The sequence below is a fragment of the Nannocystis bainbridge genome (assembly GCF_028368995.1).
Taxonomy (GTDB): Bacteria; Myxococcota_A; Polyangia; order Nannocystales; family Nannocystaceae; genus Nannocystis; species Nannocystis bainbridge.
Genome location: NZ_JAQNDL010000001.1, coordinates 4,341,291 through 4,362,241, shown reverse-complemented (window position 1 = coordinate 4,362,241; position 20,951 = coordinate 4,341,291). Strand labels below are relative to the sequence as shown.

General features: G+C 68.3%; 15 protein-coding genes. 8 read left to right on the top strand and 7 right to left on the bottom strand.

Going from position 1 to position 20,951, the window contains the following annotated elements; all coding sequences use genetic code 11:
- Window positions 1-119: 119 nt before the first annotated feature.
- Entirely contained in the window at window positions 120-1,883 is a 1,764-nt protein-coding gene (locus tag POL25_RS17020) for a hypothetical protein (protein WP_272087093.1), read from the bottom strand.
- A gap of 50 nt (window positions 1,884-1,933) precedes the next feature.
- On the opposite strand from POL25_RS17020, the gene POL25_RS17015 reads away from it, so the two are divergent.
- Complete coding sequence (locus tag POL25_RS17015) at window positions 1,934-2,410, top strand: hypothetical protein (RefSeq protein ID WP_272087092.1); 477 nt, start codon at window positions 1,934-1,936, stop codon at window positions 2,408-2,410.
- 127 nt (window positions 2,411-2,537) lie between these two features.
- Here POL25_RS17015 and gyrB read toward each other — a convergent pair whose 3' ends face one another.
- The 4 genes from gyrB to dnaA all read right to left on the bottom strand — a co-directional run bounded on the left by gyrB (window position 2,538) and on the right by dnaA (window position 9,459).
- Window positions 2,538-5,012 (bottom strand): DNA topoisomerase (ATP-hydrolyzing) subunit B, encoded by a 2,475-nt coding sequence (gyrB, locus tag POL25_RS17010; protein ID WP_272087091.1) that lies wholly within the window; start codon window positions 5,010-5,012, stop codon window positions 2,538-2,540.
- A gap of 115 nt (window positions 5,013-5,127) precedes the next feature.
- Window positions 5,128-6,285, bottom strand: coding sequence for a DNA replication/repair protein RecF (gene recF, locus POL25_RS17005; protein WP_272087090.1), 1,158 nt, complete (start codon window positions 6,283-6,285; stop codon window positions 5,128-5,130).
- 28 nt (window positions 6,286-6,313) lie between these two features.
- A complete protein-coding gene (dnaN, locus tag POL25_RS17000) occupies window positions 6,314-7,417 on the bottom strand; it encodes a DNA polymerase III subunit beta (RefSeq protein ID WP_272087089.1) in 1,104 nt (367 codons plus the stop codon).
- 656 nt (window positions 7,418-8,073) lie between these two features.
- On the bottom strand, window positions 8,074-9,459 hold the full coding sequence (dnaA, locus tag POL25_RS16995; RefSeq protein WP_272087088.1) for a chromosomal replication initiator protein DnaA: 1,386 nt from the start codon (window positions 9,457-9,459) through the stop codon (window positions 8,074-8,076).
- Window positions 9,460-10,345: 886 nt separating this feature from the next.
- Here dnaA and rpmH point away from each other — a divergent pair.
- From rpmH to POL25_RS16970, 6 genes are read left to right on the top strand one after another with little or no spacing between them, the layout of a single operon-like run.
- On the top strand, window positions 10,346-10,498 hold the full coding sequence (gene rpmH, locus POL25_RS16990; protein ID WP_272087087.1) for a 50S ribosomal protein L34: 153 nt from the start codon (window positions 10,346-10,348) through the stop codon (window positions 10,496-10,498).
- 24 nt (window positions 10,499-10,522) lie between these two features.
- Window positions 10,523-10,951 (top strand): ribonuclease P protein component, encoded by a 429-nt coding sequence (gene rnpA / locus POL25_RS44905; RefSeq protein ID WP_373372073.1) that lies wholly within the window; start codon window positions 10,523-10,525, stop codon window positions 10,949-10,951.
- Entirely contained in the window at window positions 10,945-11,181 is a 237-nt protein-coding gene (gene yidD, locus POL25_RS16985) for a membrane protein insertion efficiency factor YidD (protein WP_272087086.1), read from the top strand. The genes rnpA and yidD overlap by 7 nt, the downstream gene beginning before the upstream one ends.
- 3 nt (window positions 11,182-11,184) lie before the next feature.
- Window positions 11,185-12,801: a membrane protein insertase YidC gene (yidC, locus tag POL25_RS16980; protein ID WP_272087085.1), complete on the top strand. Its 1,617-nt coding sequence runs from the start codon at window positions 11,185-11,187 to the stop codon at window positions 12,799-12,801.
- A 14-nt stretch (window positions 12,802-12,815) separates the two neighbouring features.
- Window positions 12,816-13,373, top strand: coding sequence for a Jag family protein (locus POL25_RS16975; RefSeq protein ID WP_272087084.1), 558 nt, complete (start codon window positions 12,816-12,818; stop codon window positions 13,371-13,373).
- Complete coding sequence (locus tag POL25_RS16970; protein ID WP_272087083.1) at window positions 13,370-14,692, top strand: tRNA modification GTPase; 1,323 nt, start codon at window positions 13,370-13,372, stop codon at window positions 14,690-14,692. Before POL25_RS16975 ends, POL25_RS16970 begins: the two co-directional genes overlap by 4 nt.
- A 342-nt stretch (window positions 14,693-15,034) precedes the next feature.
- On the opposite strand, the gene POL25_RS16965 is transcribed toward POL25_RS16970, so the two are convergent.
- Window positions 15,035-16,207, bottom strand: a complete 1,173-nt coding sequence (locus POL25_RS16965; protein ID WP_272087082.1) for an aminotransferase class I/II-fold pyridoxal phosphate-dependent enzyme — start codon at window positions 16,205-16,207, stop codon at window positions 15,035-15,037.
- A gap of 40 nt (window positions 16,208-16,247) precedes the next feature.
- Between POL25_RS16965 and POL25_RS16960 the strand changes: the two genes are divergently transcribed.
- Complete coding sequence (locus POL25_RS16960) at window positions 16,248-16,892, top strand: 16S rRNA (guanine(527)-N(7))-methyltransferase RsmG (RefSeq protein ID WP_272087081.1); 645 nt, start codon at window positions 16,248-16,250, stop codon at window positions 16,890-16,892.
- A gap of 1,992 nt (window positions 16,893-18,884) precedes the next feature.
- Here POL25_RS16960 and POL25_RS16955 read toward each other — a convergent pair.
- Complete coding sequence (locus POL25_RS16955) at window positions 18,885-20,039, bottom strand: rhomboid family intramembrane serine protease (protein ID WP_272087080.1); 1,155 nt, start codon at window positions 20,037-20,039, stop codon at window positions 18,885-18,887.
- Window positions 20,040-20,951: the final 912 nt, after the last annotated feature.

Here is a 20,951-nt window from a genome sequence, read left to right as displayed (position 1 = left end):
GGGCTTCAAGGTGAAGCATCCCCGCGTGATGGGCGGGACGTCAAGGCGCCCGAAAAGCTTCAGCGAACCGAACCGCTGCACCGGGGCCCCTGTGCGGGCTCGCACGGGCGCCCGCGGCGCTAGAAGTCGGCCACGGCTTGCAGGCTGAAGGCGTCGTTGAACACGCGGTTGCTGCGCCCGCCTTCTTCGCGCACGAACATGTATTCGCCCTTGAGGTTGAAGCGCGGCAGCACCGGGAAGCGCATGCCGACCACGTGCGCCTGCAACGCCTCGTCGAACAGGTAGCGGTCGGCGAAGTCGGACAGGACGACGCCATTCTTGGTGCGGCCCGGGACGTTGCGGTCGGGGTCGGCGAAGTCGAACCGGTATTGCACGATGAGGCCAGGAAGCCGCGTCTTCTTGCGCCGCCACAGCGGCTGCGCGATCTGGGCGTAGCCGCCGAGCATGCGGCGGTCGGCGAGCGCTTGATCGCCGAGCATCATCGCCTGGGCCCTGCCGACGCTGTCGACGCCGTACACGACCTCACCGCGCAGGTGCGGCAAGGGGAAGCGGCTGGCGACGACCTCGTCGAGGTTGAGGTCGAGGTGCCCACCGACGCGCCAGGTCGGCGCCTGCACGGTGTCGGGATAGCCCTTGCCCATGTACTGCGGCGAGGGAAACTGACTCTGCGGGTGCGTGCCCCAGATGTACGAGCCGCCGAAGTTGAGCGCCGGCACCGGACGGATCTGCAGGCGAGCGAGCAGCGACTTGTTGCCGTTGTTGTCGGGCGTGATGCCGAGGACAAACCCATCACCCCGCGGGACCTCGACCTCGCGCAGCTGCCGTTCACACGGCGGCACCGACTGACCCACCGGCTGATAGCGATAGAGCGCGTCCATCGTGCGGGTCTGCGTGCAGGCGTCGCCGTTGACGACGCCGAGGTCGATCTCGAGCGGGCGGATCGGGCGAGCGCCGCCGAAGGTCGGCTTCCACTTGATGGTGACGCCCATGTCGATCCACGAGCCGGGATAGACGCGTCCGCTGCTCATCGCCAGCGGCCGCGTGACCCACCAGCGCACCGGGGCGTCGTGCTCCTCGTCCTCGAGGCCGAACGGGACGATGAAGACGCCGCCCGAGATCTTGAAGCCCTCGGCGAACCATCGCGGGCCCTTCTTGGCCCACGCGAACGGGTTCACCTCGAGCACCGCGGCCTCCATGAGCACGATCGGGGCGTAGTTCGGGGTGACGTCCGGCGCGACGGGGCTGGCGCGCGGGATCGAGATGAACTCGAAGGCGATGCGGGCGTAGACGACGTCGCTGTAGATCGGGGCGCCGACGTAGAGGTTGGCCGCGCCGCCGCCGAAGTACGGCAAGGTCTTGAGCCGCGGGAAGGTGCCGGTCTCGGGGTCGCGCGCGCTGAGGTCGGTCCGCTGGGCGACGGTGAAGTTGAAGCCGAGATAGCCGCGGATCTGGATGCCGCCACCGCCGCCCGGGCCGGTGTCGTCGAGCTTGCCGGGGTCGAAGAAGCCGACGCCGCCGCCGCTGATCGGCTTGCGATCCTTGGGCCCGAACAGGGCCGCGATGCCAGGTTTCTTGGCGGGCTGAGGCGAGCGCGAGGGGAGCTCCTCGATCTCCGGCATCGGCGGGGCCTGGCTCGGACCCTCGCTCGCGGGTCCTGGCGCAGGCGTTGCCGGGACGACGTCGCCGGCGAAGAAACCACCACCGCTCGCCGCGGGCTTGCTCGGCTCGCCGCTCGGTGCTTCGCCGCCGCCCGCGTCCGGCGACTCGGCGGAGCGGCCGCCGGCGGGTTCGCTTGCGAGCGGGACCTCTTCCGGTAAACGTGCGCTGGAGGCCGTCTCCGGCGGCGCCGGTGCGAGCCAGAGGAGGAGGACGGGCGCGAGCATGAGCCGGCCGGACTCTACCGCAAGGTCCACGCATGTGGTACGCCGGTAACGTGCCGAGGCGCATCCTGCTCCTGTTCACTGCCGCCGTGGCCTGTAGCAGCGAGGCCGGCAAGCCCGCCCCGGCGGCGCCGACGACGATCGTGGAGCCCTACGTGGCGATCCAGGAGACGCTGGCGAACGACCGCCTCGACCAGCTGCCCGAGCTTTCGGCGCAGGTGGTGGTCACCGCGGAGCCGCTGCAAAAAGAGGCGGGCATCCCCGAGGTCGTCGCCGGCGCAGGCCGCGTCGCCGCGAAGGACATCGACACCGCCCGCGCGGGCTTCGAGAAGATGAGCATGGGCCTCATCGCGTACCTCAAGCAGCACAGCGACCAGCGCGCCGGCTACGAGGTCGTCTTCTGTCCGATGGCCTTCAACAACAAGGGCGCCTACTGGGTCCAGAAGACGGGCGAGATCGTCAACCCGTACCACGGGATGATGATGCTCCACTGCGGGGACAAGGTGGCGTGGGAGAAGGCGCCGGGCTGATCCGGCTGGCCTTCGGGACAGCCGATCGTCGGCGTCCATGACGACGAAAGGACATGTCCTTTCGGGCATGTCCTTTGTCTTTCGCTCTTTCGGGCATGTCCTTTCGGACATGCCCGAGAGGGCGACCTCAGATGTCGAGGTTGCGGGCGTCGAGCGCGTTCTGGGTGATGAACTCGCGGCGCGGCTCGACGTTGTCGCCCATGAGCACGGCGAACACGTTGTCGGCCTCGAGGTTGTTGCCGACGCTGACCTTGAGGAGCGCGCGGCGGCTCTTGTCCATCGTCGTGTCCCACAGCTGCTCGGCGTTCATCTCGCCGAGGCCCTTGTAGCGCTGGATCTGCACACCGCTGCGGCCGAGCTCGCCGATGTGGTGGACGATGTCGAGCAGGCGCTTCGGGCTGGCGATGACCTCGTCCTTGCGGCGCAGGGCCAGGTCGCCGGTGCCGTAGTCGACAAGCTGGCGGCGGATCTTGAGCAGCTCGGTCAGCTGGTAGCCGCCGAGCAGCTCGACGTTGACGAGCTCGTCGTGGCGCACGCCGTCGACCAGAATGTGCACGCGGAGCTGCTTGCGCGCGGGGTCGGTCGGGTCGGCCTCGATCGAGACCTCGATGCTCGGGTTGTTCGGGATCCGCGGGGCGACCTCGGTCTTGAGCGCGGCGCCGAGGGCGGCCACCGCCGCCTCGTCGGTGAAGCTCGCGGCCAGGTTGGCGTCGGCCTCGAGCTTCTCGACCAGGAACTCGACCACCTGCGCCCGGTGCTCGCGCGCGAGCGACTCGACCAACTGCTTGTAGCGCGCGCCCTGGCGGGCGATCGCGGCGAACACCTCGCCGGAGACGGCGTGGTTGCCGATGACGAGCTCGAGGTCGCCGACGGCGTTGTTGATGATGAACTCGTCGAGCGCGGCCTCGTTCTTCAGGTAGGTCTCGACCTTGCCGACCTTGACCTTGTAGAGCGGCGGCTGAGCGATGTAGAGGTGCTCGCGCTCGATGATGTCGGGGAAGTGGCGGTAGAAGAACGTCAGCAGCAGCGTGCGGATGTGCGAGCCGTCGACATCGGCGTCCGTCATGATGATGATGGTGTGGTACCGCAGCTTGTTGATGTCGTAGCTGTCGGGGCCGATGCCGGTGCCGAGCGCGGTGATGAGGGTGATGATCGCCTCGCTGGAGAGCATCTTGTCGACGCGCGCCTTCTCGACGTTGAGGATCTTGCCGCGCAGCGGCAGGATCGCCTGGGTCCGGCGATCGCGGCCCTGCTTGGCCGAGCCGCCGGCGCTGTCACCCTCGACGATGAAGATTTCGGCGTGCTCGGGGGCCTTCTCCTGGCAGTCGGCGAGCTTGCCCGGCAGCGAGAGGCCGTCGAGGATGCCCTTGCGGGTGATGGTCTCGCGGGCCTTGCGGGCGGCCGCACGGGCGCGGGCAGCGAGGATGGCCCGATCGACGACGAGCTTGGCCGAGCGCGGGTTCTCCTCGAGGTACTTGGCGAGCTCCTCGTTGACGACGGTCGAGACCAGGCTGGTGACCTCGCCGGAGACCAGCTTGTCCTTGATCTGCGAGCTGAACTTGGGGTCGGGGTGGCGGATCGAGACGATGGCGACGAGGCCCTCGCGCACCTCCTCGCCAGCCAGGTTGGTCTTGTGGGCCTTGAGCTGGCCGCTGCTGTCGGCGTAGGCGTTGACGACCTTGGTCAGCGCGGTGCGGAAGCCGGTGAGGTGGGTGCCGCCGTCACGGTTGGCGATGTTGTTGGTGAAGCAGAGGATCGTCTCCTGGTAGGCGTCGGTCCACTGCATCGCCACCTGGACGCCGAGCGTCTTCTGCTCGCCCTCGTACTCGAAGTCGATGTCGCGGTTGAAGGCGACGAGGTCGCCGACGACCTCCTTGTGCTGCGTCAGCAGCTTGACGAAGCTGGGGATGCCGCCCTCGCCGTCGAACACCCGCTCGCGGCCGCTCCGGAGGTCGCGCAGGTGCATCCGCACGCCCTGGTTGAGGAAGCTGAGCTCGCGGAAGCGGCTGGCCAGGATCTCGAAGTCGATCTCGGTGGTGCTGAAGACGAGCGGGTCGGGATGGAAATGGACCCGCGTGCCGCGTCGCTCGGTGGGGCCCGCAGGCTCGACGCCGGTGACCGCGTCGCCGCGCTCGAAGCGGACGTTGTGGATCTTGCCGTCGCGCCAGATCTCGAGCTTCAGCCAGTCGGACAGGGCGTTGACGACCGAGACGCCGACGCCGTGGAGGCCGCCGGAGACCTTGTAGTTGTTGTTGTTGAACTTGCCGCCGGCGTGGAGGACCGTGAGGATCACGATCGCGGCGTCGAGCATCTTGCCGCTGACTTCCATCGGGCCGACGGGGATCCCGCGGCCGTCGTCGTCGACGCTGACGGAGTTGTCAGGATGGATGGTGACATCGATGTTCTTGCACCAACCAGCGAGCGCTTCGTCGATCGAGTTGTCGACGACCTCGAAGACCATCTTGTGGAGGCCGGAGCCGTCGCTGGTGTCGCCGATGTACATGCCGGGCCGCTTGCGCACGGCTTCCAGACCCTCGAGCACGGAGATCGAGTCGGCGTTGTAATCGGCGGCGGGAGCTTGCGTCTTGTCGACTTCTGACATGGGACTTCCGAGGGCGCGGGCGACGGCCCTGCGGCTGAAAACAGCGCCCGGATCCTACCACCCGAAGGTCGCGCGTGCCACGCCCAAACGGGCGTTTTTCCGGGTTTTGAGCCGGTTACGGGCCGCTGTCGCCGCCGAGTTTGATGTGACCCTTGTCGACTTCGATGTAGCGGCAATCGGCGCCCGCCGGCAGGCCGATGAAGTGCGGGGCAGTGGTCGTGAGGACACACTGGCCAGCCTCGCGCAAAAGCGCCTCGAACAGCTGGGCGGAGCGCTGTGGGTCGAGTTCGCTCGAGACGTCGTCGAGCAGCAGGACAGGAGCCTCTCCAGCGCGGGCGCGGGCGTCCTGCAGCTCGGCGATCTTGAAGGCGAGGATGAGCGCGCGAGCCTGACCCTGCGAGGCGAAGGCGCCCGCGTCCTGGCCGTCGAGCCGCACCTCGAAGTCGTCGCGGTGCGGGCCGACGGTGGTGGTGCCACGCACGAGGTCGTGCCGCCGCGCGCCGCGCAAGGCGTCGGCGAGGCGCGCCTGCGGGTCGGCCGCAGCCACCCCGGGCTCACCGGCGAGCTTGCTGAGGTACTCCAGGGTGACGCCGAGGTGGCGGCCGTGGATCTGGGCGAAGGCCTCGGCAAAGGCGCCGCGCAGGTCGGTGAGCAGCCGCTCGCGGCGGACCCATATGCGGGCCCCTGCGGCGGCCAGGCCGGCGTCGTAGGCGTCGAGGAGGCCGTCCTGCTGCCCGCGGGCGATGCCGGCGTCCTCGCCCCGCAGGACGCGGTTCCGCGAGCGCAGGAGCTTGTCGTAGTCGGCGATGTCGGCGATGTGGGCGCGATCGCGCGCGAACAGAGCCCGATCGAGAAATTGGCGCCGCCCGGTCGGTGAACCGCGCAGGACGCCGAGGTCCTCGGGGGTGAAGAGAATGGCGCGCAGGCGGCCGTAGAAGTCGGGGCCGGAGCGCACGGTCTTGCCGTCGGCGATGGCGAGTCGGCGCGTCTGGCGGGCGGTGCGGGCGAGGTGGACGGCGAGGCGGGTGCCGAGGTCGAGCTGGCGGTCGTGGCCGCTGACCTCGACCCGGGCCTCGGCGGCGCCGTGGCGCACGAGCGGGCCGAGGTCGGCCGAGCGAAACGAGCGCAAGGTGGCGACCAGGTAGAGCGCCTCGAGGATGTTGGTCTTGCCGACCCCGTTGGGGCCGTGCAGGACGGTGAAGCGGGCGCCGAAGTCGAGGTCGCCCGCGGCGAAGTTGCGGAACTCGCGGAGACTCAGGTGTTGCAGCAGCACGCGCGGGTACCGAGACCTGTCCCGAAGGTCAGATGCGCATCGGCATGACGACGCCTAGGAGGTCGACGTCGCCGACCGGACGGACGACGCAGGGGTCGAGCTCGCCCTGGAAGTCGAGGTGGACCTCCTTGGCGTCGATGGCCTCGAGGACCTCAATCAAGTAGCGAGCGTTGAACCCGGCGACCAGCGGCTCGCCCTCGAAGTCGATCTCGAGCTCCTGATGGGCGACGCCGAGGTCGGGGTTGTCGGCGGTGAGGTGCAAGGTGCCCTTGTCGAGCTGGACGCGCACGGTGGCGGTCTTTTCGGGGGCCATGACCTCGGCCCGCTTGAGGGCGTCGGTGAGCTCGTCACGGGCCGCCGTGACGCGCCGCTTGTGCTCGCCCGGGATGACCTTCTCGTAGGGCGGGAAGACGACGTTGTTGAGCTTGACCGAGAGGGTGAGGTCGGCGGCCTGGACGAAGATGTGCTGGCCGTCGACGGCGAGGCCGACCTCGCCCTGGACGCGGTCGAGGACGCGCTTGATCTCCATCATGCCCTTGCGCGGGATGATGATGCCGCGCTCGAGCTTGGGGCCGGCGAGCGGGAGGCTGTACTTGGTGAGGCGGTGGCCGTCGGTCGACACCATGGTGCCGGTGACGCCGTCACACTCGAAGAGGACGCCGTTGAGGTTGACCCGCGCTTCGTCGGTTGACACGCTGAACTGGGTCTTCTGGATCAGGTCCGAGAAGGCGTGGCCGGGGATGGTGATGAAGCGCTGACCCTTGGTGTCGGGCAGCTCGGGGAAGTCGGTGTGGACCTGCCCCATGAGCTTGAAAGAGCTGCGCGCGACCGCCAGCTCGGCCCAGTGGTTCTCGGCCGACTTCACCCGGATCGGCTTGTTCGGCAGGGTGCGGACGACGCTGTGAAGGGAGCGAACGCCGAGGGTGAGCGCTCCCGGGGTCTTCACCTCGACGGGGATGCTCTCGGTGATCGAGATCAACATGTCGGTCGCGCTGCAGACGAGGCGGTTGTCCTTGGTCGTGCGCAGCAGGACGTTCGCCAGGATCGGCATGTTGTTGCTGCGCTTGTCGGCGACGGTCTGCGCGAGCGCGAGTGCGGAGAGGAACCTTGCTTGATCGATCTCGAATTCCATCGAGGCCTCGGGAGGATGTGGGCTGTAGATCTGTTAAGGGTTAAAGGGCAATTTTAAAAGCTCGTCCTCGTGATCGTCGCTGTGAGTCGGGGGCAGAGGCGGCGATCGGTCCGAGATGATTGGCGGATCGAGGAAAACGGCGGGGGTGAAAGAGCGGGGAGAGAAGCCAGAGTTACCCCCGACGCCGGGGCGAGGCAAGAGTCCCCAGGTAGTTCGCAGGCTACTCCACAGGTCGTTGTGGAAAGTGTACCCGGGGCCGAGAAAGCAAAAAAGCCGGGCCGCACGGGGCGGCTCGGCTGAGGTCGAGGCGGCGGCGATGCCGGCGGCCTTGGCGTGACGGCGAGGAGGTCGCGCTGAAGCGGGCCGTGCTGGCGTTCGGGTCGGCGCGGCCAGGCGGGGCGACGAGGTCGTGGCGAGGCTCGCAGGCAGCTTCCGGTGGGAGCGTGCCGAGCCACGGGCCGATCGATCACGCAGGGTCGAGGTCGCAGACCGTTCACCCGCGGCTCCAAAATCTTGGGCGCTCGAGTCGGAGGTTGGTCGCCTCACTTCGACGGTGAGGGCGCCGGACGACGGCGGCCGCCAGCAGCATGATCGTCGCCCCGGTCGACGGCCAAGCGTCGCCGGAGCGGAGCACAGCAGCTTCGTCGGGGCGTCGATCAGGACGGCAGCGGAGCGGCGTGGACCGGCTCGTGGGCGAGGAGCTGACGCAGGGCGGCGACCGTCTCGCGGAGCTCGCTGTCCTCGCTCTGGATGCTCTCGATGCGCTTGCAGGCGTTGATGACGGTCGAGTGGTCCTTGCCACCGAAGCGCAGGCCGATCTCGGGGAAGCTGGCGCCGGTGAGCTGCCGGCTGAGGTACATCGCGATCATCCGCGGGCGGGAGATGCCCTGGTGCCGACGGGGGCCCTTGAGGTCGGCGATGCGGACGGAGAAATGGCTGGCGACGACCTTCTGGACGTTCTCGATGCTGATGGGCGCCGGCTGCGCGGGAGCGCTCGAGATGCCGAGGGCCTCGCTCACGAACTCGCGGCTCAGCGGCTGGTTCTTGAGCGCGGCGAAGGTGGAGACGCGGACGAGCGAGCCCTCGAGCTCGCGCACGTTGCTGCGGACGTGGGTGGCGAGGTGGAGCGCGACGTCGTCGGGCAGGTCGATGCGATCGACGTCGGCCTTCTGCTTGAGGATGGCGACGCGGGTCTCGAGGTCGGGGGCCTTGATGTCGGCGACGAGGCCCCAGTTGAGGCGGGAGATCAGGCGGTCTTCCATGCCCTGCATCTCGGAGGGCATGCGATCGGCGGTGACGACGATCTGCTTCTCGGCCTCGTAGAGGGCGTTGAAGACGTGGAAGAACTCGTCCATCGTGCGGTCGCGGCCGGCGATGAATTGGATGTCGTCGATCAGCAGGACATCGCACTGCTCGCGGTAGCGGGCCCGGAACTGGTCGAACTGATTGAAGCGCACGGCCGAGATGAACTCGTTCATGAACCGCTCGGCGCTCTGATAGACGATGCGGAGGTGCGGCCGGTGGACGTGGATGTGGTGGCCGATCGCGTGCAGCAAGTGGGTCTTGCCGAGGCCGACGCCGCCGTAGATGAAGAAGGGGTTGAAGCGGGCGCCGGGGTCCTGCGCGGCCGACCAGGCGGCGGAGGCGGCGAGCTCGTTGGAGCTGCCCTTGATGAAGTTGGAGAAGCGGTAGCGACTCGACAACCCGATCGGGGGCAGCGCGGGCAGGGGCGGCAGGGGCGGAGGCGGCGGTTCCGGGCTCGCCTGGGGCCCGGCAGCAGCGGCGTTGGGGGCGGCCTCGGCGGTGGCCGAGACATCGATCTCGATGTGGTAATCCTGCGCTGTGCGCGCGCGAAGCTCGGCGAGGACGACGTCGCGGTAGTGGTTCTCGAACCACTCCTTCATGAACCGGTTGGGAGCCGTGAGAAGAAGGCGCTGTCCTTGAACCTGGCGCAATTCGAGCGGCCGGATCCAGAGGTCGTAGGTCTGTGCGCCGAGCCGCGGCTGCAGTCCTTGAATCGCCTCGCTCCAGATATTGGTCATGAAGCCTCCGTCCACAGGTTGAAAAGACCTGTGGATTGCGTGAAAAGCCCAATAGTCTCGGATAGATCGCCGAATGAGTTCGGCGATTCTCCACATCTGTGAATTTTTAAGGGCCGCGCGGGGGCGGCGAGAAAAATTCAGGGCCCGGGGGCCGAATTTCGGCCTACCGGGCCGGAGACAAGGGGCTGACTGTCCGGTCTGGGGGGTGACCGTGGAGCAACTGTCCGGCGTTATCGCCGTCGCTCCGGTCGCTGAGGTTCCGCCGCGGCGCCGGGCGACGCGGGAGGGCTCTTTTACTCGGGGCTCGGAGCGAGGGGCAAGGGTGGAGGGGCCGGAAAGTGTAAGTGGCCAAGATCGTTCGGGAAGGGAGGCGCGCGCCGCGCGGTAACAGCGCGGTATCGATCTGCCGCGGGAGCCAGGTCGACCCTGGCACGCACCCTTGGCGGAGCGTAATCCGGTGCTGTGGGGGAGGGTGGTAAAGCGGCTCTCCAGGCAAGCGGCTTTGCGTGCAGCCGGGCGCGGAAGTTGGCTTGTGGAGCCGACGAGAGGGCCGCACTGAAAGTCGCGTCTCGCTGCCGGAGCGGTCGCGGAGCTAGCGCGGGCGCCGTGTGGGGACTGAACAGATGAGGCGTGGGCCGCTGTTCTACGCCCATCTGGTGAGATGCACTACTGAAGAGGCAAAAGCGCCGGCCGCGGGAGCGACTTGCGATGGACCGCGGCGACATGAGAGGGATCGCAGGGCTGCGGACGGGCCGCCGGCCAGGCGGGCGTTTGACAGGAGGGAGGTCCGCTGGTATCGATCCGGCCCCTTGTTCACAGGCGCTCGTCCGGGGCAATTTCCGCCTCCGCGTCGACGCAGCCGCCGAATCACCCAGGGAACGTCCCGATGTCGAAGCGCACCTACCAGCCCCACAACGTCAGCCGCGCCCGTACGCACGGCTTCCGCGCCCGTATGTCCACCCGCGGCGGTCGTCAGGTCATCGCGGCTCGTCGCCGCCGCGGCCGCAAGCGCCTCGCCGTCCAGCTCAGCGGCAAGTGAGCCGCGCTGGTTCTGGACCGTCAAATGAAGCCTGAAGGGTTCCCTGCGATCTTCCGCTTGCGGAAGCGCAGGGACTTCTTGCGGGTCCAGAACGGCGGCGGAAAGCACCACACGCGACATTTCCTGGTGTTCGTGGCGCCGCCCGGTCAGATTCCGGCGAGCGAACAGCAGAATGGCGTCGAAGAGCTCGCTGCGATGGTTCGCCTCGGCATCACGGTCACGCGAAAGGTCGGCCCGGCCGTCGTGCGAAATCGCATAAAGCGCCTCGTACGCGAGGCTTTCCGGCGGAAACGCAGCCAGTTCGCATTGCCGTGCGATATGGTCTGGGTCGCCAAACAGAGCGCGTCGACCGTGCGCTATGCTGAAGTCGTGGCGGCGATGGACGCCATGTCTCGGAGAATCTCTCCACGGCCCCCCGGGCCTGGACCTCTGCCAGGGTCGTCTGCGTGCTAGGGCGCATCATCATCGCGTTGATCCGCGGCTACCAGGTGGCAATCTCGCCGCTGCTCGGGCCGTGCTGCCGTTTCACGCCGAGCTGTTCGCGCTACGCCTGCGCGTGCATCGCCGATCACGGAGTGCTACGCGGCAGCTGGTTGACCGCGCGGCGGCTGCTCCGCTGTCACCCGTGGCATCCCGGCGGCGTCGATCTTCCGCCGGCGGCCCTACCACCCGAAAGCTGCTGAGCCGTGGATTTACAGCGTCGTACCCTGTTGGCGATCGTCTCGTGCGTCGTAATCTGGCTGGTCTACGAGCGCTTCTTCGCGCCGCCGCTGCCCGAGCCCTCGGTGCAGCAGCAGCAGCAAGTGGAGAGCGCCCGGAAGGAAGCCGACGCCAAGGCCGCCGAAGAGCGGGCTGAGGAGCGCACGGCCGCCGCTGCGGCCCCCAAGGTCCCCGTCGCCGAGCACCGCCTCAAGTCGGAGCTGCTGGCGCTCGACGTGACCAACCACCGCGGCCTCATCCGCGGCACGGAGCTGCTCAGCAAGCACTTCATCAACCCGGACGGCAAGGGCGAAGACTTCCTGAAGCTCGACGGGACGCGCAGCCTGGTGATCGGCTTCGACGGCTCGGAGACCGACTTCAAGTTCCCGCGCGACCCGGCGTGGGAGCCGACCGGCCAGAGCGACACCGACTGGTCCGTCGCGTTCAAGAACGCCGACGTCGAGGTCAAGAGCACGCTGCAGCTGACGAGCGGCTACGAGGGCCGGCTGACGGTCGACGTCGCCAACCGCTCGGCCGAGCCGCAGCAGCACCGACTGACGCTGCAGAACGCGTTCGGCATCGGCGCGGAGAACAGCTACGACGTCCATCGTGGCGTGTGCGCGACGGCCGACGACTGGGAGGCCTACACGCCCAGCGACGTGAAGGACAGCTCGGGCGAGGTCCGCGGTCGCATCCGCTGGGCGGCGCTCGACAGCAAGTACTTCGCGACCGCGGTCGTCCCGACCCCGGAGGTCGCGGTCCAGTCGTGCCGCGTCGGTCAGAGCACCGACGGCAAGGCGCTGACGACGACGCTGTCGGTCGAGCCGGTGACGCTCGCGGCCGGTGAGTCGCGTCAGTACGTGTTCGGCGTCTACTTCGGGACGAAGGAGCTCGAGCGGCTCGACAAGTTCGCCGTCGTGCCCGGCGCCCACCTCGAGGACGTGATCGACTGGGGCTGGTTCGGCGGCCTCAATCGCATCCTCGGCGAGTGGATGATCTGGCTGCTCCGCGCCTTCTACAACCTCACCGGCATCTGGGGCGTCGCGATCATCCTGCTGACGGTCGTGGTCAAGCTGATCACCCTGCCGCTGACGTTCAAGCAGATGCGGTCGATGAAGAAGATGCGCGAGATCCAGCCGGAGCTCGAGGACATCAAGAAGAAGTACGGCGAGGACCGCGTCCGCCAGGCCCAGGAGATGCAGGCGCTGTTCCAGCGCGCCGGCGTCAATCCGCTGGCCGGCTGCCTGCCGATGCTTATCCAGCTCCCGGTGTGGATCGCGCTCTACGCGACCCTCAATACGGCCGTCGAGCTGTACCGCGTGCCGTTCTTGTGGCTGCCCGATCTGACCCAGCAGGACCCGTACTACATCCTGCCGCTGGCGATGGGCGCCCTCATGTACATCCAGATGAAGGCCACCCCGTCCGGCGTGGACAACGAGCAGGCGCGAATGATGGCGTGGATGATGCCGATCATCTTCACCGTCATGATGCTCTTCCTCCCGTCCGGCCTCGGGGTTTATATCTTCGCCAACGTGTTGCTGTCGCTCATCCAGACCCTCATCCAGGTCCGACCGACACAGACCGCGGCCGTGAAGAAGTCCTAGGAGGCGATCCCAGCATGCCCGAAGCCAACGCCAACGATGCGCAGCTCAGCGCCGACGAACGCTACGCAAAAGCCGTCCCCGTCGTCCGCTCCTTCCTCGAGTCCGTCCTCGGTCTCCTCGGCGTCGAAGTCGAGGTCGACATCGATGTCGAGGAGGACGGTCTCCACTGTGACCTCAACACGTCGGAAGAGGACGGCGGCCTGCTCATCGGCCGCCACGGCGCGACCCTCGACGCGCTGCAGTACCTGACGCTCCGCGTGCTCCAAGCCGAAGGCTTCGAGCGCATGCGGATCACCCTCGACGTGGGCGGCTACCGCATGCGCCGCGAGAAGAGCCTCCGCGAGCTCGCTCAAGGCATCGGTCAGAAGGTGCTCAGCACCGGCAAGCCGTATCACTTCGACCCGATGAGCGCGATGGAACGCCGCGTCGTCCACCTCGCCCTCGTCGAAGTCAACGGCCTGCGCACCGAGTCCGAAGGCGAAGGCCGCTTCCGCCACGTGGTCGTGTTCCCCGCGCGCGACGGCGATCCGCCGCGCCGCGGCGGCAACGACTACGACGACGCCCGCGCTTGACCCGGCCGCGCGCCTCGCAGAGCCCCGATTCGACGATCGTCGGCGTCGCCACCGGTACCCCCGACGGCGGCGTGGCGATCGTTCGCGTCAGCGGGCCCGAGGCGCGTACGTTCGTCGAGGCGCTGGTCGACAGCCTGCCGCCGCCGCGAGTGCTCGCGCGTCGTCGCGTGCGTGACGGCGAAGGCGCGGGAGACGACGCGCTGGTGGCCTGGATGCCCGGACCGAACTCGTTCACCGGCGAGGACGTGGTCGAGCTGCATGTGCACGCCGGCGCTCGCAACGTCGGACGCGTGGTGGCTGCGCTGCAAGAACGAGGGGCTCGCGCGGCGGGTCCCGGCGAGTTCACGCGCCGGGCCTTCGAGCATGGCCGCTTGAGCCTGGAGCAGGCGGAGGGGATCGCGGCGCTGATCGCCGCGCGCACGTCGGCGGCGATCGATCAAGCGCGACGCCTGGTCGCCGGCGAGCTCGGTCGCACGGTGGAATCCCTGCGCAGCGCGGTCGGAGATCTGCGCGCGGAGATCGAAGCAAACCTGGATTTCCCCGAGGACGTCGCGGACGGCGATGTGAGTCGCTGGCGCGCGGCGCTGTTGCAGCAAGAGGCGACGACGCGGTCATGGCTGGGGAGCTTCGCGGCCGGCCAGCGCGCGCGTGAACGTGCGCGCGTGGTGATCGCAGGGCCGCCCAACGCCGGCAAGAGCGCGCTGTTCAACGCGCTGCTCGGCCGCTCGCGGGCGATCGTGTCGCCGACGCCAGGGACGACCCGCGATTATGTGGAGGCGGAGCTGCAGCTCGAGGGGATCGAGCTGGTGGTGGTCGATACGGCCGGGCTGCGCCAGGCGACCGACGATTCGATCGAGCACGAGGGGATCGGTCGCAGTCGCGAGCAGATCGCGGGGGCCGAGGTGGTGCTGTGGCTGGAGCCCGCCGACGCCGAGCCGAGCGAGTCAGTGTTTCCGGCGGCGCTGCAGGTGGAGAGCAAGCGCGACCTGGGAACGCGCCGCCCCGAGTGGATCGGCGTGAGCGCGCAGACCGGCGAAGGTTTGATGGGGCTGCGCGCCGAGCTTCTGAAAGTGGTGCGCGGGGACGAGAGTGCCCCGTGGATCGGGCTGGCACGTCACCGCGACCGGGCGTCCGAAGCAGCAGCGGCGTTGTCCTCGGCGCTGGCGCTGCTGGAGCGCATGGCGCCGCTCGAGCTGGTGGCGTTCGAGCTCGGGGTGGCGGAACGTCAGCTGGCGGAGATCACCGGCCGCGATGCGCTGGGCCCGATCGGCGAGGACGTGCTCGGGCGGATCTTCAGCCAGTTCTGCATCGGCAAGTGAGGCCTGGCGCCGGGATCGCCGGGTAGGGCAGGTCGCCTGTCAGCGGCACCACAGGTGCGCAGCTGGTCGGCCAGGGGAGCGGGGCTCGTGCTGAGGGCCAGGCTGCGGCTCGGTCTCACTTGAACGGCGGTGACGGATGTGTCCTTGGGGACAGTCGTCAGCGCAGGCCGCTGGGCTCGGCTGTTTCGATCCGCCGTCGTCGGAGCTGTCCCAAGAGACAGATGATTCTGGGCGACGAGCGAGTTGTGGCGGTGACCCCGCTGCAACATGGCTCAAAGACCAGGTGGATATGTGCCTCGGCATGTCTTTAGAGACATGTCCCGAGGGACAGCGAAAGGGCGCTCAGCGCGGGTCGGTAAGCGGCTGGGTGTCGGCGAGCGAGAGGCCGTGCCGCTGCAGAAGGGTGCGGAGATCGGCGACGAGGCCGTGGATTTGCGCTTCGTCGTGATCGGCGGTGACGGTGAGTCGCAGGCGGGCAGTGCCGACCGGGACGGTGGGCGGGCGGATCGCCTGGACATGCCAGCCGCGTTCGCGCAGCGCATGACTGATCGTCACGGCGAGCTGGTTGGCGCCGATGAGCACGGGGAAGATGGGGGAGACCGGCGGGGTGCGCTCGAGGGCGGCGGCCAGGAGCCGGGCGTTGTTCCACAGGCGGGCGCGGCGCTCGTCGCCGTCGGGACCGGTCAGCAGAGTCGCAGCGAGCCGGGCCTGTTCGGCGAGCGCGGGCGGGTTGCCGGTGCTGAACACGAAGCTGCGGGCGCGGGTGCGGATCCACGTGCAGACTTCGCGGCTGCCGGCGGCGAAGGCCCCGGCCAGACCGAACGCTTTGCCGAGGCCACCCATGAGCACCGAGGTACGAATGCCGTGGTGACGGGCGAAGCCTGCGCCGCCAGGGAAGAGGCCGAGGCTGTGGGCCTCGTCCAGGTAGAGCATGCCGCCGCGCTCGCTGAACTCGCGCAGGCGAGCGGGCTCGGCGGTGTCGCCGTCCATAGAGAAGATCGATTCGGTCACCCACCAGCGCGGGGTGGCGATCGGCGGTGGAGCGGTGCGATGCGGGAGGATCGTCGGACGGGCGCGGGCAAGGCGTAGTCCGTCGATGAGGCTGGCGTGGTTGAGCGCGTCGCTAAAAACGGTGTCGTCCGGCTCGATCAGAGCGGGCAGCACGCCGACGTTGAGCTGGAAACCGCTGGGGAACAGGACGGCGTCGTCCGAGCCAGCCAGGGCGGCGAGGGCCTGCTCGGCGGCGCGGTGCGCGGGAAGGTCGCCGGCGACGAGTCGGGAAGCGGTGGCACCAGCCGCGTCACCCGACGCGAGCGTGGCGAAGTTCGAGGGGCGCAGGCGCGGGTGGTTGGCAAGACCGAGGTAGTCGTTGCTGCAGAAGCCGGTGACCCAGGCGCCGTCGAGCTGGTAGCGGACTCCGTCACGCTGACCGATCTGCGGCAGCTCGCGCGCGAGGCCTTCGGCATGCAGCGCGGCGAGGTGGCGACGGAGTCGCTGGTTCAACAGCTCGGACATGCTGCTTGACAGAAGGGAGGGCTCTTCTTACTCCGCGAGCGTGCAGGGGAGCAATGTCGATATTGGCGGTGAGCTCGAGGCGGCGGCGACGCGCTTCGGGTTCAACCTCGAGGCCGCAGCAGTGGACCGGCTGCGGCTGCTGCTGGGGCTGTGGCAGCGCTTCGGTCGTGCGTTCAACCTGAGCGGGGCAACCGATGAGGCAGGTCTTTTGGGACATGTCCTCGAGGGCCTGCAGGTGGTCGGCCTGGCGCACAAAATCGGGACACGACCCGAGCAGCGCTGGCTCGATGTCGGCTCGGGTGCCGGCTTTCCTGCGCTGGTGGTTGCTGCCTGTCTCGAGGTGCAGGTGACGCTGATCGAGCCGCGGGAACGGCGGGCGTCCTTTCTCGACATGGCGGTGCACCAGATCGGGCGGCGAGATTGCGGGGTGCTGCGCGGACACGTCGAGGGGGCGTCTTGGCGGCCGGTCAAGAATGGTGGGGAGCTGGTAACGCCGGGGAGCTTCGACTGGGCCAGCGCGAGGGCGGTGTTCAGCCCCGAGGTTTGGGTGGAAGTGGGCCGGCAGTGGGTCAAGCCGGGCGGGGTGGTCGTCGCCCATGTGCGGGCGGAGACGGGGGTCTTCGCGGGCGAGGTGGGGCGGGTGGATGATGCCCGGTGGTCGATCCGCGGGGTGGCGCGGGGGTGAGCGTTTCACGTGGAACGGTGAAGGGGTGCTCCATCGGTGGCGGAGATTCCTGCGTGGGTTCCGTGCTGGGTCAGCAGATCGCTGAAGTCAGGCAACTCCGCGGCCGCGCTGCGAACGAGCTGAGCGCGGAGCGGGATACTCGGTGACGTCGGCGAGGTGTGCTCGAGGGAGACACGAGGGGGCCTCGTGTCTCTCCGCTGCTCAGGCCGAGCCTCGTGTCTCTCCGCTGCTCAGGCCGTCAGCCCGCGGCAAGAGTCAGGTTGGGCTCTTCCTTCAACGCTGGCTCCGCTCATGACAAATTGGGTTTGAGGCGGGAGGTACCCGAGGAGCCTGGGCGGCGAATGGGAAAGTCGCCGCCCAGGTCCAGAAGGCAGAATCGATCGCCTGGTGAGCGGCGGAAACCGATGCTTGAGTTCGACCCTGGTGGGCGTAGTGATCGGCGGGAGAGCTCATCCCTCTTCCGGGAGCGAGCGCCCCGAGGACTTGATTGGCCCGGGCGGGGACCGGCACCGCGGTCCGGGCAAGTGGGTGGCGGAAAGAGCTTCTTTTCAACTAGCTGGAGCGGGACAGTCGACGCTCCTTCAGCCCCGCTACAAACAGGTTTCACTTAGACTTCTGGAGAAGCGGCTAGAGCGCGGAGTCGGCCTGTCTGGGCTCAGGGCCAATTCTTCAGGCCCCAGGTTCACGTGAAACACGGGAAGGCAGCCCTGAGCGCGAAGAAGCTATCCAGGCTCAGGGCTCATTTGAGCGCCTGGCAGCGGTGGAGAGTCGTCACGTGCTTATCTCGGGCGATGTAGCGAACGCCCAGGAAGGCAGGACTTAGTGATCGCTTGGGCGCGAGCCGGGGGCAGGCAGTAGCAGAGCCAGGAGTTCCCTCGAGGCGCTGCAACTGGTCATGAGTTCCACGTGGAAACCTTTGGTCCTTGGTCCCGGCTTGGGGAAGGATCCCTCAGAGGCCGCAAGCAGAGAGCTTCGCGCGGACCGGCTGAGGTCATGAGGCGGGAGAGAACGCTCCGCAGGCGGCCTGTGCATTCGGGGCGGCATTTCTGAAGCAGATTTCGAGCTAGGCTCGACGCCAGCGCTCGAATCGACTCGGCCTGAACTTGGAGGGATGGTACGCCGCCGATAGGCTGCAGGGACCCCAGAGGCGGCGTCGGAGCCGAGTTCGGTCTGCCGGCGCTGGGACTGCAGTTCCAGGTCCTCGACAATGAATGCCCCATGCTGCTGCGGGACTATCTCCGGGCGGGTCGTCGACCCGACCATGGCCGCGCGGGTCGCTGTGAAAGCACTCGATAGACGAGACCCAGCGAGAGTGGACGAAACTCCTCCGAGGCCAGATAGCCGGCTAGCGTGCATGACTGGTCGCTACAGTCGCAGGTTACAGGCGACCCCTCGGCGACCGCATTTGGCGATTCGCTCGCCAGTAGCTTCAGACCGAGGTCACCGCAGCCGGCCTTTGGGAACGCGCCCATGCGGCGCCCGCCGGGCAGCGATGACTGTCAGAAGGGCCCAGTCATCAAGCCGTTGGGCGCAGCGGAAGCTGGCGTCGTTCACGTGGAACATCAGGCTGTGCGAGCCTGAGGTGCTGGCCTCTTGCTAGGCCTGTTGAACGAGCTGGTTTCGGAGTGTTTCACGTGGAACACTCCGGGGACGGCCTGCGATCCGGCGGCGGCGTACTCCAAACCCGCGAAGAGAGTCAGAGGGACTGAGTCCAGCACCGTGTGGGCTACGGGCGGCGGCCCGTATGAGCTACATGCGACCGGTACCTCCGCCTGGCCGGAAATCGTCATGTTTCACGTGGAACATCAGGCCATGCGAAGTCTGAAGACCGTCTTGCTGGGCCTGGCGAAGACCGGGCTCAGAGTGTTTCACGTGGAACACCCGCGGCCGAAATGCAGGCCGCGAGGTGCGCGGCAAGCTCGCCACGTTTCACGTGGAACATCAGGCTGTGCGGGCTGAAGAAGCCCGGCTCTCGCTCGGCGATGAGCCGGCTCAGAGTGTTTCACGTGGAACACTCGGCGCCGCGGCCGAGGCGCAGCCTGCGAGGTGCTCGTCGACTTCCGGGAAGCGCTCGCTCGCTAACCAGGCGGCCGCTTGGAGCGCGTGGGTGCCGGCGGCCGGATGACCTTGGCGGCACCAGATCCATCCGAGGGTATCGAGGTAACTCGGATTGAGGTGGTTCGTGGCGAGGGCGGCGAGGGAGAGGGACTCGGCGCGGTCGAGCTCGACGCCGTCGACGGCCAGTTGGTAGGCGACGGCGTTGCGGAAGCTGGCGTTGTCGGGGTCGAGCTCGAGCCCTCTATTAAAGAGGATAAGGGCGTCGGCGGGGCGGTCGTCGGCGAGCTGGCGGAAGCCGAGGATGGCGTAGTAGTTGGTGCGGTGGGTGGGGCGGGCGCCGAGCCAGGCGAGGCCGCCGAGCAGGAGGGCGAGCGCGAGGGAGAGGGCGAATTTCCCGGCGCGCCTGCCGGTGACCCAGGCGCCGCCGAGGAGAAGGCCGGCGGCGAGACCTCCGAGGTGGCCAGCCTGAGCGATGCCGGGGACGAGGAGACCAACGCCGAGGCAGATGACGATCAAGATCGCCAGGCTGGTGGCGGAGATCGGCGCGAGCTTGTCCTGCAGGATGGGCGAGCCCCAGCGGCGAGCGAGCCAGATAGCACCGGCCTGGCCGAGGATCCCCGCCGAGGCGCCGAGCACGATCGGGGACTCGCACCACGCGAGCGAGGCGAGGGCGCCGCCGATGCTCGCCAGCGTGAACAGCGCGAGCGTGCGAAAATGGCCCCAGGCTTGCTCGACCCACTCACCGACCGAGAGCAGGGCGATGCTGTTGAGCACCAGGTGCAGCAAGCTGCCGTGAAGCAGGCCGGTGGTAGCGACGCGCCACCACTCGCCGTCCAGCCACACGCGCGAGAGCTCGAGGGCGCCGAGCTGACGGAAGATGTCGGTGCTGTCGGTGAGGCTCAGGCTCCATACGCTGCGCATCGCCACGTCCAGCGGGTCGGGGGCCTGCGCGAGGGTGGCGATGAAGGTGATCGCGTAGAGGACGATGCACACGCCGAGCAGCGCGGCGGTGACGGGCGCCTGGCGGAGGCGGACGCGAAGCGTCTCGGGCGGCAGGGGGAGCGCGGAGGGCGGGGAATCGGCGTGCATCGACCGGGTGTCTCGCGGCGACGGCTCACAGAGTTCGATCGGTCACGAGGACCCCGGGCAGCCGTGGGCGTCCCGGGGGAACTGCGCACGGAAGCACGATCGGCGAGGACGAGCGCACCAAGGATCGGTGGAGCTTCGCCTCGGCCGCGCTCCAGGTCGACGGTGACCTCGGCGAACCGGCTCGGTCTGGGCGTCGATGACGCGGGTCGCTGGCCAGGCGAGCAGCAGGAAGTCGGGCTAGCGGCCGCCGTCGAGGTCGTCGCGGCCCACGTCGGTTACGGATGATCCCCGAGGCATGTACGCGTCGGCAGCGAGTGACGGCTGCAGGCGTGGTCTCGAAGGGATGGAACGGCACGCCGACCACTCGGGCAAGCTAGCAGAGAAACGCGGAGCACGGAAAACACGAGCGCGCGCTAATGTCCATGGTCGCTGGGACATGTGGATGGTAGCGGCGATGTCTCGGCGTCCGCCGGGAAGCGGAGCTCGATCGACGGCCACGACGGTGCAGTGGGACCCCACTGGAATTGGTGAGCTTCTGCTGGGCTTGGCGGGGGAACGCGGCCGCTTGTCGCTCAATCACGGGGCCGCCCTCGGGCGACGAGCCATGGGGAGGCGCGCTAACGTCCGTGGCCTTTGGGACATGTTGGGCCGCCTGCGCGCGGCAGCTTGCGCTCGCAGCCACGTCAACCGAGCGGCACGACGAGCCATGGAAGGCGCGTTAACGTCCAAGGCCTTTGAGACATGTTGGCCGCCGGCAACGTGGCTGCTCGCCGCTCGGTTGACGGGCTGCGAGCGGTCGACGAGCCTTGGGGAGGCGCGCAAGCGTCCATGGCCTTCGGGACATGTTGGGCCGGCAGCTCGCCGCTCGGTTGACGGGGCTGCGAGCGCACGACCATGGGGAGGCGCGTTAAC

What these genes read in the sequence shown, in the direction of transcription:
- POL25_RS17020 (WP_272087093.1), bottom strand. Translation starts at nt 1,883, where the DNA reads ATGCTCGCGCCCGTCCTCCTCCTCTGGCTCGCACCGGCGCCGCCGGAG.
- gyrB (WP_272087091.1), bottom strand. Translation starts at nt 5,012, where the DNA reads ATGTCAGAAGTCGACAAGACGCAAGCTCCCGCCGCCGATTACAACGCC.
- dnaN (WP_272087089.1), bottom strand. Translation starts at nt 7,417, where the DNA reads ATGGAATTCGAGATCGATCAAGCAAGGTTCCTCTCCGCACTCGCGCTC.
- dnaA (WP_272087088.1), bottom strand. Translation starts at nt 9,459, where the DNA reads ATGACCAATATCTGGAGCGAGGCGATTCAAGGACTGCAGCCGCGGCTC.
- rpmH (WP_272087087.1), top strand. Translation starts at nt 10,346, where the DNA reads ATGTCGAAGCGCACCTACCAGCCCCACAACGTCAGCCGCGCCCGTACG.
- rnpA (WP_373372073.1), top strand. Translation starts at nt 10,523, where the DNA reads ATGAAGCCTGAAGGGTTCCCTGCGATCTTCCGCTTGCGGAAGCGCAGG.
- POL25_RS16975 (WP_272087084.1), top strand. Translation starts at nt 12,816, where the DNA reads ATGCCCGAAGCCAACGCCAACGATGCGCAGCTCAGCGCCGACGAACGC.
- POL25_RS16965 (WP_272087082.1), bottom strand. Translation starts at nt 16,207, where the DNA reads ATGTCCGAGCTGTTGAACCAGCGACTCCGTCGCCACCTCGCCGCGCTG.
- POL25_RS16955 (WP_272087080.1), bottom strand. Translation starts at nt 20,039, where the DNA reads ATGCACGCCGATTCCCCGCCCTCCGCGCTCCCCCTGCCGCCCGAGACG.